We start from the raw sequence: 13136 nt of genomic DNA, 5'->3' as shown, positions 1-13136 counted from the left end.
CCGGGGCCATCATTTTCAAGAATAAGTCCGCCGGTGATGGTAATCAAATTTTTGACGGTAAGCCGTTGCCACGACTTCTGCGGCAGCATCGGCGCTTTCCAGATAGTCGCGATTGATCACCATATCAAATTCATAAGCAGCGGCGTCTTTTTTATTGAAATTTTTCCGGAAAAATTCCTTCTGCTCCCGATCCACCCGGTCGAGTTCCTTTGCTGCTGCATCCTCTGTCACTTCCAGAATTTCTGCAATCCGCCGGACCCGGAAATCCCGGGAAGCGATAAAGCGCACAGCCAGAACCCGTTGGCGGGGCAGGATCAAATGAACCGCCCGGCCCACAAAAATCGTGGGACCTGCGTCGGCCATGGCAAACACAGCGCCGGTCAAGTAGCGCATGTAATCGCCCATGGTAAAGGATTTCTCCCCGAACAGAAGAGCGGCGAAATCACTCATGGCCCCGGGATAACGTTCATCAAAGGAATCAATGGTTTTTTCTCCGAGATGCTTGTTCTCTGCGATCTTTTCCAGAATCCCGCGGTCCACAACGCGCATCCCGCCGAGCCGCGATGACATTAGATCCGCAATTTCAAGGGCGCCCAAGCCGATTTTCCGGGAAAACGCAATGCAGTTGGTCACCCGGGCTTCAGCGTCTTTTTTCTTGATGGCCTTAAGCCGCCTGCGCTCCCATTCCAAAATCACCTCCTCTGCCTTGGCTGCGCCCCCGGGAATACGTTTCCCGTAGGTTCCGGGAATATATTTGTTATAGTGGTGGGTCATTGGCGGCCTCCTTTTTTTAACGGGCAGAACCCGCATAAGATGGTTTGTCCGGTTCTCCTCCGGAATTTTGAAAACGCAGGGTTGCTTCATACTCTCCGGTATTGTCTTTCCGGATATCAAAGCCAAGCTTCCGGGCCAGGGCCAGCATCTTGGTATTGTCCGGCAGAATCAGACCCCAGATCTTATCCGTGCCCCGGCTCCGGGCAATATCCAGGCAGCGTTTTAACAAAATTGCACCAATACCCTTTCCATGCCACTGGTCAGCCACAAGAACCGCAAATTCAGCTGTTTTTCCATCCGGCTCCCCGATTACCCGGCTGACACCAAGCATTTTTTCTATTCCTCCGGCTGTGGATATTGCCACCATGGCAATCTGCCGATCATAATCGATCTGGGTAAACCGGGCCAGCATATAGTGCGGCAGGCGCTTGATGGGGCTAAAAAACCGGTAATAAATACTCATGGGAGAAAGTTCGTTAAACATCTCCTCCAGAAGCGGGGCATCTTCGGGCCGGATGGGCCGGACTGTCAACACGCCGACGTCTTCCAGATCCAGTTGCTCTTCATACTCATTGGGATAGGGGCTGATCACCAGATGCAGGGGCGCTTTGACCTCAGCGGGACTGACGATCACCCTGGCATCAACGGCGATGATCCGGCCGTCATGAACCATCAGGGGATTGATGTCGATTTCGGAAATTTCCGCAAAATCCGTCATCAGCTGGGAAAGCCGGATAAGCAGGGCCTCGAACTGAACCAGATCCAGGGCATCAAGATTGCGATATCCCTGCAAAACCTTGTAAATTCGGGTTTCTTCCATCATTCTGCGGGCCAGAAGTCGGTTCAGGGGGGGCAATGCGATGGAACGGTCTTTGAACACCTCCGTTAATACCCCCCCTGTCCCGAACAGCACTACAGGTCCAAATTCACGGTCTTTTCTGGCACCCGCAATGATCTCATAACTTCCCTGCGGCAGCATTTTCTGCACGCTGACACCATCAAACCCTCCGGGACAGCGCTCGTCAACACGCCGGGCCATCTGTCCGAAAGCCTCGCTTACCGCTGTGGCATCGCAGAGGTTCAGCGCCACTCCGCCTACGTCACTTTTATGAACGATCCGACTGGAAGCCACCTTCAAAACCACCGGAAACCCGGTTTTTTCAGCCATGTTTGCCGCCTGCTCCGCAGTGCCGGCAAACATGGTCGGGTTGACCGGGATGCCATAGGCCGCCAGCAGATCCTTGGCCTCGATTTCCGGCATATGACCGGTCTCCCGTGCCAGCGCCGTGTCAATCAAAGCCTTTGCCTTCTGCCGGTCAAAGTCGAGCCGGTGCGGCAGTTTTTCCGGAATCTGCTGAAGCATTTCAATATTGCGGGAATAACGGTAAAGATCCATAAAAGCCCGCACCGCCCGCTCCGGAGAGTCAAAGGTCGGAATGCCGGACTTGTGAAAGACAGCCCGCCCGCCTTCCACATCACTGCCCCCGAGCCAGGCGGTAAAAACCGGATAGGATTGTTTCTTTAACTGTTCGGCCAGCACCTCGGCCACCCGGGTGGGCTCGGCAATGGCCTGAGGCGCCAGCATGATCAGCAGTCCGTTGACCTCCCTGGCGCCTGCAAGAATTTCGGCCGCCCTCGCGTATCGTTCTGCTGTGGCATCGCCCAGGATATCCACGGGATTGGCCCGGCTCCAGTGGGGCGGAAGGATCGCATCCAGCTGCCGGATGGTTTCAGGCGCCAGCGTCACCGGGAAAAATCCATAATCCCACAGGGCATCAGCAGCCATCACACCCGCCCCCCCGGCATTGGTCAGGATGGCCAGGCCGTGGCCGGCGGGTTTGGGCTGCTTTCCGATAAACTCGGCACAATCAAACAACTCCGCAAAGGTCTTGACCCGGACAATACCCGCCCTTTTAAAGGCAGCGTCATATACGGCATCTTCACCTGCCAGGGCCCCGGTGTGAGAGGCCGCTGCCGCAGCCCCGGCCCGGGTGCGGCCGGCTTTGAGGGCAATAATGGGCTTGACCCGGGATACGGAGCGGGCCGCGCTCATGAAATTGCGAATCCGGGCAAGATTTTCCACATACATGACAATGCTGCCCACCTGCGGATCATTGCCCAGATAATCGATTACATCGCCGAAGTCCACATCCAGCATGGACCCGAGGCTGACAAAATAACTAAATCCGATCCGGGACTTTTCGGCAAAATCCAGAATGGCGGTGCAAATGGCCCCGCTTTGGGAAATAAAGGCCATTTTGCCCCTTTGTGCCATACGGTTGGCAAAAGTGGCATTCATGCAATGCCGGGTGGAAATGATTCCCAGACAGTTGGGGCCCAGCACCCGAAATCCGCTGGACTGGATTTGGCTTTTGATTTCCTCTTCCATGGCAGCGCCTTTTTTTCCAGTCTCCCGGCCGCCTGCAGACAGCACCATTGCCCCGCCTGCGTTTTTTTCCATACATTGCCGGACAATTTCGGCAACTGTTTCAATGGGGGTGGCAATCATGACCAGATCCGGGGCAGCCGGCAGGTCTCCCACCGACTTGAAGGCAGGCAGGCCGGACACATGGGTATATTTGGGATTCACAGGGTATAGCCGGCCTTTGTATCCGCCGTTTACCAGGTTGTTTGTGACCATGGTGCCCACGCTGCCGCTTTTTTCACTTGCGCCGATAACGGCAATGGATCTTGGTGCAAAAATCTTATTCAGATTCAATACACTCATAACGATTCCTTCCCGCAGGTCTCTGCGGCGTGTTTGTGCCCCATACCTGGTTAGCAGCTCCCATGATCAATGCCGGCAAGTGGTCTTATGGCCCGCACAGGTCGACGCAGCCGGCAGGATTTTTCCGGATATGAGACAACCGAGTCAATGGCCTGCTTCAGGCTCCGGAAAGCATGGAAGCTTTTTTGCAGATAGACCAGCACTGGCAAATCCGGATATTTCTTTTTCAAACCCATGTAAAAATCCCACGTCCCCGCGGCATCCGGATAAAAATTGACAATCACAAGATCAAACTTGGAATAATCATTCTGATGGCAATATTGCGCTTCACTGATCCCGCATACGTCATAGCCGGCCTCACAAAGATAGCGAACCAGCAGTTTTCTGCGATACGCCTGGCTGTCGAGAATCAGTACAGATCTCATCTTAATGCCCCTGCCCCTGGGTTGTGTGTTAAACGACTTGCAGTGAGTTATAGAGAAGCAATATGCGTGCCATTTTCAGTTATAACCAAAACATGCAAAAATCACCGGCAAAACGTTGTTTTGCTTACCCTGTGGCCCGGCCGGGTGCAGGTTTTCTTTACATGATGCACGCAATTCATGCAGGCTTGTATTTTTTCCGGAAAAAGGGTCTGCCCGGACAAGGGCAAAAACCGGATATTTCGAAGGTTGAGGCTTATGCCGGTTTTGCGCGCAGAATTTTCTCCATCTCAAAAAACAGATCCTGCTCCCGGATGATACCCAGCACCTTATCTCCGGTCTTTACCAGCAGGCGCCGCACCCCATAGGTACTCATCTGAAAGGTGGCCTCCATAAGCGATGCATTGGCATCGATATCATAGGGGACAGGCGACATCACTTCTCCGATGGGCATCCGGGCATGCAGTTCAATGGCCCGCTGGAATTCGCCCTTCCAGAAAAGGGGAGAATATTGAATGCTGTCTGCAGTGGAGGGTTTGGGCGCTGAAAGATAGGCCGGCAGAATCATCTGCATCAAATCGGTAATGGACAAAATGCCAATGACCTGCATGGGCTTTTCCACAACAAGCACGGAGCGATGCCCGGTTTCCATGATCCTGGAGGTGGCCCGCGCGGCAAATGTCTTTTTGAGTTCGAAAATCGCTTCTTGCACCGTGACATCCGAGTTCAGGGTGGTATATTCATCAATGGGAATCATAACCCCTTTGACCCGATTTTCCCTGTATGCTTCGGGCATCTGCCGGCTTTGGATGGCCTCCCGGATTTTTCCGGTGAGCACTTCGATGTCACAGGGCTTGGCCAGGTAATCAAAAGCCCCCTGATCCCTTGCCTGTTTGGCTGAATCCAAGTCCCCGTAGCCGGTAAGCATGATCACAGGCAGATCCGGGTTGCGCTTTTTGATCTCCGCCAGTGTCTCATGGCCGTTCATGCCTTCCATCCGGATATCCAGGATGACCACGTCAGGATGCTGAGCCAGTTTTTCTATGGCTGCCGGACCGCTTTCAGCCATAATGGTCTCAAATCCCCGGCGCGTTAAAATTTTTTCCGTTGTTTCCCGGAACCGTTTTTCATCATCAACCATTAATACCTTGATTTTCTGGCTCATAGACGATCTCCTTTTCTCCCGGCATCATGCCGAATACCCATATATTCTATGTCCATTGCACTGACAACCATTGATATGCGTAAATCATGGCCGCCAGGGTCAACACCACCACCAGCATGGCCTGCCAGCGCCTCAATCCGCATACAATCATCAACCCCGTACCAATGAGCCACCACCGCCAAACCTCTGCGAACAGCACCAGATACGGCACCCATGCCAAAGGCAGGACAACGGCTGCAGCCCAGGCGTAAATGCCGAAAAAGCGCACGAAACCAATCCGGCTTCCCAGGATCAAACGGCTTACGACATAACCCATACCCGCTGCCAGAACCGGCATGCCCGCGGCATTGATGAAAAATATCATCAATGCCGCCATGGGCTCCTGGCAGGCATGGACCAGCAGGCTTGCACAGGCATAAAACCCGCCGGAGAGAACCAGGGCAAATACCGGCAAGAGCAAATGACCGGATTCGGCGTATTCCCGGAAAAACATCCGTGGCGCACTTACAATCCGGGCCGTCTGTGCCACATATGTCCGCAGCCCGAAAAACTGCTTTGCATGCGCCTGGCTTAGTTCCATGTCAGATCACCCCCAGCCGGATCATGACACCGGCGGCCAGCATCAGCAGGGTGAGCACGAAAAAGATGCTGCGCTCCGCCTCCCTGGTGAAATAGAGTTTTCCGTCTTCCATGCGAAAAGCCCGGTTGCGTGTTTTTTTCTGGTTGATCTGCATATTGCCTCCCTGTGTGGCAATCTCAGTAATTTGATTTTCAGTGCTAAAATCCGGCAAGATCCCCGAACCCCCTAAAACTCCAGTAGCCCAAAGTCAGAACCAGCAGGATGATATTGGCGATAACCCAGACGGGAATGCCAACCCGGAGATAATCCTTGGGTTCCAGGTAACCGCTGGCATACACGATGGCATTGGGCGGCGTGCCGATGATCAGGCAATATGCAAAGGATGATGCCACTGCCGTGGACATGGCCATAAACGGTAGAAAAGTGGTGCCCGGATGGACCAGCCCGGCCATGTTCAGTGTAATCGGCCCCACCGAGGCCGCTGCCGGGCCGTCGGCCATTAAGTTGGTTAAAATCCCGGTCAGGCCGTTTGACACGGCCAACAGCGGCAGGCCGGAATCAATGCCCAGGGGCTTGATGGCCTCTATGACGCTTCGGGCCACCCAGTACGCAGCCCCGGTTTCATCCAGGATGCGCCCGAAAATAATGGCGCCGGCATACAGCCAGACCACCCCCCAGTCCACCTTTTCCTGGTAATCGCGCCAGTTCACCACACCGGCCAGCAAATAGGCCACCGCACCGGCCATGGCAATCACACCGATGCCCAGGCGGATGGGATATATGCCCATCTGATAGAAACTCTTTTCCGTAAACCAGCCAAACACCATGACCGCAAAAATAATGATGGCCCAGATCTGCTTGCGGTTCCATCCGCCCATCCGGTCAATTTCTCCGCGCAGATGGTCCATGGCCGGAGCCAGGGAGTGGATACGCGGCTTGAAGCGCCAGTTTAAAATCAGCCAGGTTATGGGGATCATGACGATGACAAAGGGCATACAATATGTCACCCACTGAAAATAACCAATGTCGAGTCCGAACATGTCGTTTAAATAGGTCATCATGATCACGTTTCTGGCCCCGCCCGACGGCGCACCGGGCCCGCCGATGTTGCAGGCCATGGCAATTCCGATCATCAGCATTTTGGCAAGCTCGGTGTCTTCGGAAACTTCACTGGTCAGGCTATTTTGATACAGCAGGATGCCGATGGGCAGAAACATGGCCGCCAGGGCATGGTCGGAAATAAAAGATGCCAGAGGAGCAATAATAATGAAAAAAATCAGGGTAATCCATTTCACATTCGGCTTGGCCAGCTTACGAAACATCATCAGACAAACCCGCTTGTCCACCCCGGTTTTGACAAAGGCGGCGGCAAACATCAGGCTCCCCATGATAAACCACACCGCATCATCCCAGTACAGCATGGCCACTTCCTTGCGGGTGACCACTCCGGTAAACACCAGAATCAGTCCGATACAAAAAGCCACGCCGGGCAGGGGAATGCATTCAGTGAAAAAGCAGAGCACCACAAACACCGCCATGGCAATGGCGACCTTGATTTTCCAGGCTGCCTTGTCAGCTGCGGCCTTGTCTTTTCCGGTCAACGACTCGTACTGAAGATCGGTTCTCAACAGGTCAAAAGCCTGCTGCATCAACTGCCCGTATTGCGCATCGGTCAGTCGGGTTTCCACAAAATGCCTTGCTTTTTTAAAATTGGCCGCATCCGCATCCAGACCGTATTTTTTGCACCAGCCCAGATCCCGGCTCAAAAACCGCTTCCGGGAAAGCGCGCCGATGTCCAGATTTTGTTCCATCATCCGGGCGGCCAGCAGCTGCCATTGTTCGACATCCGTACTGTTTTTTTCAAAAAGCGACTGAGTCAGATGATCGACCACAACCCTGGGGCCCACACTGTATTCCGTGCCCACGTCTTTCATCCCATGGGGGGTGGGCAGAAAGAGAATCAAAAAAAACAGGACCACAGGAATGCCAAACATTTTCCAGTCCACATACTTGTCATAGCCCGTGACTTTTTTCTTTTGTTTTCGCACCGCCATATCGGCTCCTTTCATCCTCGTTGGTTTGTCTGAGGGGTTTAACCAGATCTCTCCGAATCCGCAACAGGCAGGGTAATGATAAAAGAGGTGCCCGCCCCGGGCATGCTCTGTACATCAATGCGTCCGCCCATTGATTCAACAATGTTTAAGCTAATGGGCAGACCCAGGCCCGTTCCCTTTCCGGCCTGCTTGGTCGTGAAAAAAGGAAGAAATATTTTTTCAAGCTCCTCCTGGGTCATTCCCTTGCCCGTGTCTGAAACTGTAATTCTCACCTCGTTGCCGGCCCTGCGGGCGGCCAGGGTGATTTTTCCCTCTTCTCCGATGGCGTCCACCGCATTATTGATCAGATTCTGAATCACCTGACGCATCTGGTCCCGGTCTGTAAGGATATGGGGCAACTCAGGGTCGTAATCCCTTACCAGTTCGATATTGGAAACCTTTAATTCCCGCTCCATAAACCCATCGATCACCTCGTCGATCAGATCATTCATGTGGCATTTTTCCAGTTTCGGCTCCGTGCGCCTGGAAGATTGCAGCAATTTTTCGGTGATACCCCGGGCCCGGTAAACCGCCTCTTCAATAATTGCAACCTCCTCGCGCACCTGTTCGCCGGTTTCCGGGCCGGCAGCCTGTGACCCCCCGTACTCCGGATCAAAAATGTCATTGACCACCCGGCACTGAGACAGGATAATCGCAAGGGGATTGTTGATTTCATGAGCCACACCGGCAGCCAGTTCACCAATGGAAACCAGCTTGGCGGCATGAAAAAGCTGGGACTTGAGTTCCCGCCTGGAGGCCTCGGTTTCTTCAGCCTTGCGCAGAAGCCGGGAGGTGGTCAGCCAGATGGCGGTAAACACAACCAGCACGATCAGAACCCCAGCCGCGATCATCACCCTGCGGGTCTGATACATCTTGGCATATGCAATCTCCTCCGGCTGCCCCACTATAAGCAGCCAGGGGACCTCGGTAAGTCTGGCGGACGCCACCAGGTGTTTTTTGCCCTCAAAAGAAAACTCCACCACGTCACTGGCCATTAACGCCAAAGGGTTATACGGGCTTTTGGCCAGAAGCTCGCCCTGATCCGGATCCACGATCTGGTAATTTCCCTCCATATTGATCAGTGAGCACTCCACAGCCTTTCCCTGGGCAATGGTGCGAAGAAACATATAAAACTTGTCCGGATCCAGGGTGGCGCGCATCACATAAGTGCCCGGGCCCACCGGCTGCTTGACGGCGATGGTGAAGTGAGGCTTGTTGCGGAATCCCAGGTAAATATCACTGATATAATAATTGCGCTCCGCCTTCATCAGGCTCTGATACCAATTTTCCTGACTGTAGTCTTTTCCGCGCAGATGGGGATAAGGGCCGGCATATCCGATCTGCAGACCCTGCGGATTCATAAAGCCCACATCCACAAATGCATCACTGAATTCACTCAGGTGCATGAGATAGCTGTTCATCCGCGCCTGATTGGGGGTGAGATGAAATTCACTGCGGTGAAACAGGCTCAGGATATTGGCCACCCGTTCCTGAAGAAACAGGTCAATGGTATTGCGCTGGCTTTCGGCAAGCGACATCAGATGCAACTGACTGCTTTTTTTAAGATTGACGTTGAACTGAATGTGGAAATAAACCGAAAGCAAAATCAGGGGAATCAGAAATGCAATGCAGCTGGCAGCAAAAAGACGTTTTCGAAGTTTCCTGTAATATTCCCGAAAATCTTCTTGCGCCGGGGCTTCCTTTGTTTTTTCTGTATGATTATTCAATGGTTCCTCCTGATACCGGATTTTGCCGGATACGCGGATCGCCCGGTGCGTTTGCCCATGGGTTTGACCGCTCCAGCAGGTTCCGGGCTGTCTGTATGAGCAGCGCCGTATCAGGGGCCTTTTCAACAATGGCATCAGGACCTGAAAGCTCCTGATTTCCCACGTCTTCTGCATATGGAGTATAAAGAATAACCGGAATCCGGGGGGCTTTGCCGCGGATATGGGCAATGGCCAAATCCCAGTCTATAAAGGGAAGGTTCGGATCGAGGACAATCAGATCCGGTTTCTGCTCCGCCTGGAGCAGGTGCTGCACTTCCGTGTGAACACTGGCGGCAACAACATCAAAGCCCGCAGCCGTAAATTCCCGTTTCAGAAAAAACCGGATGTGGGCATTTGCGTCGGCGATTAAAATAAGGGGATTTGGCATGATCAAAAACTTTCTGTTAACGGTTTACATCCGTTTAAGCAAAAAGAATGCCAAACATCCCGGAGAAGCGATAACTTACTGAAAAATTCATTATCTCCGGCTTTTCCAGCCGAAGCAAAAAAAGCGGCCGGCGCAAATCCCAAAACCCGGCCCCGGGAGGGTCGCCGGTTTTTTTTACAGGATGTAAAAAGAGATGTTTAAAGAAACAGAATCAGGAGCTTTTGACAGATGTTTCCAGGGAAAGGTTGTATTTTTCAATCCGCGCCTGCAGAGTGGGACGGGACATGCCCAGCAGCCTGGCAGCCCGGCTGCGGTTGCCGCCGGTGAGATTCAGGGCCTCTCCCACGACCATGCGGCCGAACTGATCCATCAAAAAATTGAACATATCCGGGTTCTCTTCAGAAGCCAGCATTGCACGGATCCAGTTCCGGCCGGCGGTTTCCAGGTCCGTGCCGCCGCCATCATTGTCATCCCGGCTTTCTCCGGCAATGGCCTGGTAGATGTTACCGGCCTGAATGGGATATCCCCGGCTGAAAATCAGGGCTTTTTTGATGGTATTGCCCAGCTCCCGGACATTTCCGGGCCAGAAGTGTTGCTCGACTCCCTGGCGGGCTTCGTCACTGATGCCCGGATTGTTGATCTGCATTTCCCTGGAAAAACGAGAAAGAAAGTAATCGATGAGAAGAGGAATGTCTTCTTTTCTCTCTTTTAGCGGCGGCATCTTAATGGTCACCACCTTAAGGCGATAATAAAGATCCTCCCGGAACCGCTCATCTTCAAGCGCCCGTTCCAGGTCCCGGTTGGTTGCGGCGATAATCCGGACATCCACGTCAATGGGGCGCTGTCCGCCGAGACGTTCAACGCTTCGCTCCTGGAGAAGGCGCAGGATTTTGGCCTGGATGGACATGGGCATATCCCCGATTTCATCAAGAAATACTGTGCCGCCGTGGGCCTGCTCAAACTTGCCCACGCGCCTGCTGGCCGCTCCTGTAAAAGCCCCTCTTTCATAGCCGAACAGCTCGCTTTCCAGCAGGGTCTCGGGAATGGCCACACAATTGATCACCAGAAAGGGCTTGCCCGCCCTCTGACTGTGCTGGTAGATGGCCCGGGCCACCAGTTCCTTCCCGGTACCGGATTCTCCCCGGATCAGGACCGTGGCATCGGTGGGCGCCACCCGGCCGATGGCCTTGTAAACTTTCTGCATGGACGGGCTTTGGCCGATAATGGCATCAGCGCCCCCGGTTTCCGGGCCGGCCCCCATCTGCACCTGCTGATGCATCATCCGCCCGGCACTCACCGCCTGCTCAATGATTTTGAGCATGTCCCCCACATCAAACGGCTTGAGAACATAATCAAAAGCCCCCTGCTTGGTGGCTTCAATGGCGGTTTCCGTGGTGCCGAAGGCGGTCATGATCACCACAGGCAGCTTGGCATCAATGGCCTGAATGCGCTGCAGGGTCTCAATGCCATCGATTCCGGGCATGCGCACATCCATGACCACCAGATCCGGCAGATGGTCTTCAACTGCCTGAATTCCGGCTTCCCCGGAGGAAGCCATCCGCACGTCATATCCTTCCTCACCCAGGAGCCGGGCAAAGCTTTGCCGCAGTTGAACATCATCGTCGACAATCAGAATTTCAGCCATTTCCATCCTCCTCCGGCACCGGCAGGGTAACGATAAAGTTTGCCCCCTGACCCTCAGCCGAGTGAATGCTGAGCTGCCCTCCGTGCTCTCGGATGATGCGCCCTGTGATAAACAACCCCAGCCCGGTTCCCTGGATCTTGGTTGTATGAAAAGGCTCGAGAATCTTCTGCCGGGCTTCATCCGGAATACCCGGGCCGGTATCCCGGATGCTGATTCTCACAGCGCAGCCGTTCCGGTCACCTACCACCTGGTTTTCTTCGATAAAAATCCGCCCTCCGTCCCCCATGGCCTCGCAGGCGTTGACAATCAGATTGACAAAAACCTCCTTCATCAATTCCGTATCAGCCTCCACAGGCGGCAGGTTTTCGGTCTGCTGCCGTATGATTTCCACATCATGGCGTTTTAGCCGGTATTCGAGCAGCTCCAGGGTCATGTCGATGATCCAGGATATATTGACCCTTTTCTTATTGAGTTTCGGCGGGCGGGAAAATTCCAGGAAATTGCGCACGATGTTATCCAAACGACGCATCTCTTCGGCCACCACCTCAAAATCCTCTTTCTGGTTGTCGGTCAAATCCAGATTTCTTTGAAGGGAAAAAAGCCGCATGTTGATCGAGGTCATGGGACTGCGGATGCTGTGGGCCACCTCAGTGGCGAGCTTGCCGACCAGCGCCATTTTCTCTGAATGCATCAGCAGTTGCTGGCTTTGCTGCAGTTCGCTGTGGGCCTTGTCCATGTCCGCAATCATGCCCCGAACCCGGTCATCGAGCAAAGCCACCTCATTGGCCGGCCCTGTATGCTCCCGGGCCTCGGGAGCCATTGCAGCAAGCCGGCGGATGGGGCCGATGACCTGGACAATGAGCAAAAAGGCCATAAAGACCCCCAGCACAACCGAAACAATCAGTCCTGCCACCACAAAGGAGCTCATGACGGCTGATTTTTCCCTTACGTTTTCCCGGAACCGCTGGATCTCCTCCTCATTTAACCGGTTATACACCCGGCACATCCGGTTTAATTCAAAAAACTGACTGCGCACATCCCAGTGCATCTGCTCGCCCTTTTCCCGGTCGCCGCTTCGATACATTTCAATGATACGGTCTTTTTTGCTCACATACTGATCATACTGGCGGCCGATCTGTTGCACCAGTTCGGCATGGGACGACGGCTGCTCCATTTTCTCGGCGACCTCGAACCATTTGCGGAAAATCTCACGGTAATGGGACAGTTCCTTTAGCCATTTGGGATCACTGTCCAAAAAATAATAGGTTGCAAAACCTTTCTGGTTGGCCAGGGCGCTTTCCATCTGCCGGGAGGCTTCCATGACCTTGAGCTGTCTGTCCACCAGTGTGTTGACCGTATCGCGGAACCCCACAGCATACCAGATGGCCATTGCACCGATCAGGAGGGTAATCAGCTCAAGCAGGGCAACGTGTGCGACAATCCGCTTGGACAAACTGATTTGCTTCCACCAGCTCACTGTATCATTCTCCTTGTGCCGGGCAGGTTGATCCGGAAATGAAAAGTTTTTTATATCACCTTCGACCAGGAGACACAAGGATTGCACCCTGGGCCGTG

11 protein-coding genes are annotated in these 13136 nt (G+C 53.7%); all 11 read right to left on the bottom strand.

Going from position 1 to position 13136, the window contains the following annotated elements; translation table 11 throughout:
* Positions 1–15: 15 nt before the first annotated feature.
* The 11 genes from HNR65_RS03155 to HNR65_RS03110 all read right to left on the bottom strand — a co-directional run bounded on the left by HNR65_RS03155 (position 16) and on the right by HNR65_RS03110 (position 13038).
* Complete coding sequence (locus HNR65_RS03155) at positions 16–774, bottom strand: cytidylate kinase-like family protein (RefSeq protein WP_181549973.1); 759 nt, start codon at positions 772–774, stop codon at positions 16–18.
* Between the two features lie 16 nt (positions 775–790).
* Positions 791–3502 carry a bifunctional acetate--CoA ligase family protein/GNAT family N-acetyltransferase gene (locus tag HNR65_RS03150; protein ID WP_181549972.1) on the bottom strand — a complete coding sequence of 904 codons (2712 nt, stop codon included), beginning with the start codon at positions 3500–3502 and terminating at the stop codon, positions 791–793.
* 50 nt (positions 3503–3552) lie between these two features.
* Positions 3553–3927: a DNA-binding transcriptional response regulator gene (locus HNR65_RS03145; RefSeq protein WP_181549971.1), complete on the bottom strand. Its 375-nt coding sequence runs from the start codon at positions 3925–3927 to the stop codon at positions 3553–3555.
* A gap of 253 nt (positions 3928–4180) precedes the next feature.
* Positions 4181–5089 (bottom strand): response regulator, encoded by a 909-nt coding sequence (locus HNR65_RS03140; protein ID WP_181549970.1) that lies wholly within the window; start codon positions 5087–5089, stop codon positions 4181–4183.
* A gap of 46 nt (positions 5090–5135) precedes the next feature.
* Positions 5136–5669, bottom strand: coding sequence for a YIP1 family protein (locus HNR65_RS03135; protein WP_181549969.1), 534 nt, complete (start codon positions 5667–5669; stop codon positions 5136–5138).
* 1 nt (position 5670) lies between these two features.
* On the bottom strand, positions 5671–5823 hold the full coding sequence (locus tag HNR65_RS03130) for a hypothetical protein (RefSeq protein WP_181549968.1): 153 nt from the start codon (positions 5821–5823) through the stop codon (positions 5671–5673).
* Positions 5824–5866: 43 nt separating this feature from the next.
* Positions 5867–7723, bottom strand: coding sequence for an SLC13 family permease (locus HNR65_RS03125; protein WP_181549967.1), 1857 nt, complete (start codon positions 7721–7723; stop codon positions 5867–5869).
* 38 nt (positions 7724–7761) lie between these two features.
* Entirely contained in the window at positions 7762–9489 is a 1728-nt protein-coding gene (locus tag HNR65_RS03120; protein ID WP_232364621.1) for a sensor histidine kinase, read from the bottom strand.
* Entirely contained in the window at positions 9482–9916 is a 435-nt protein-coding gene (locus tag HNR65_RS17950; protein WP_232364620.1) for a response regulator, read from the bottom strand. Before HNR65_RS17950 ends, HNR65_RS03120 begins: the two co-directional genes overlap by 8 nt.
* Before the next feature lie 211 nt (positions 9917–10127).
* Positions 10128–11561, bottom strand: a complete 1434-nt coding sequence (locus HNR65_RS03115) for a sigma-54-dependent transcriptional regulator (protein ID WP_181549965.1) — start codon at positions 11559–11561, stop codon at positions 10128–10130.
* Positions 11554–13038, bottom strand: coding sequence for an ATP-binding protein (locus HNR65_RS03110; protein ID WP_181549964.1), 1485 nt, complete (start codon positions 13036–13038; stop codon positions 11554–11556). The genes HNR65_RS03115 and HNR65_RS03110 overlap by 8 nt, the downstream gene beginning before the upstream one ends.
* Between the last annotated feature and the right edge of the window lie 98 nt (positions 13039–13136).

This window comes from Desulfosalsimonas propionicica, from assembly GCF_013761005.1.
In the GTDB taxonomy this organism is placed as follows: Bacteria; Desulfobacterota; Desulfobacteria; order Desulfobacterales; family Desulfosalsimonadaceae; genus Desulfosalsimonas; species Desulfosalsimonas propionicica.
This window is presented reverse-complemented; position numbering and strand designations above follow the sequence as displayed.

Excerpts from the sequence above, each read along its gene's own strand:
- HNR65_RS03150 (WP_181549972.1), bottom strand. The coding sequence starts at position 3,502 with ATGAGTGTATTGAATCTGAATAAGATTTTTGCACCAAGATCCATTGCC.
- HNR65_RS17950 (WP_232364620.1), bottom strand. The coding sequence starts at position 9,916 with ATGCCAAATCCCCTTATTTTAATCGCCGACGCAAATGCCCACATCCGG.
- HNR65_RS03155 (WP_181549973.1), bottom strand. The coding sequence starts at position 774 with ATGACCCACCACTATAACAAATATATTCCCGGAACCTACGGGAAACGT.
- HNR65_RS03115 (WP_181549965.1), bottom strand. The coding sequence starts at position 11,561 with ATGGCTGAAATTCTGATTGTCGACGATGATGTTCAACTGCGGCAAAGC.
- HNR65_RS03140 (WP_181549970.1), bottom strand. The coding sequence starts at position 5,089 with ATGAGCCAGAAAATCAAGGTATTAATGGTTGATGATGAAAAACGGTTC.
- HNR65_RS03145 (WP_181549971.1), bottom strand. The coding sequence starts at position 3,927 with ATGAGATCTGTACTGATTCTCGACAGCCAGGCGTATCGCAGAAAACTG.
- HNR65_RS03135 (WP_181549969.1), bottom strand. The coding sequence starts at position 5,669 with ATGGAACTAAGCCAGGCGCATGCAAAGCAGTTTTTCGGGCTGCGGACA.
- HNR65_RS03125 (WP_181549967.1), bottom strand. The coding sequence starts at position 7,723 with ATGGCGGTGCGAAAACAAAAGAAAAAAGTCACGGGCTATGACAAGTAT.
- HNR65_RS03130 (WP_181549968.1), bottom strand. The coding sequence starts at position 5,823 with ATGCAGATCAACCAGAAAAAAACACGCAACCGGGCTTTTCGCATGGAA.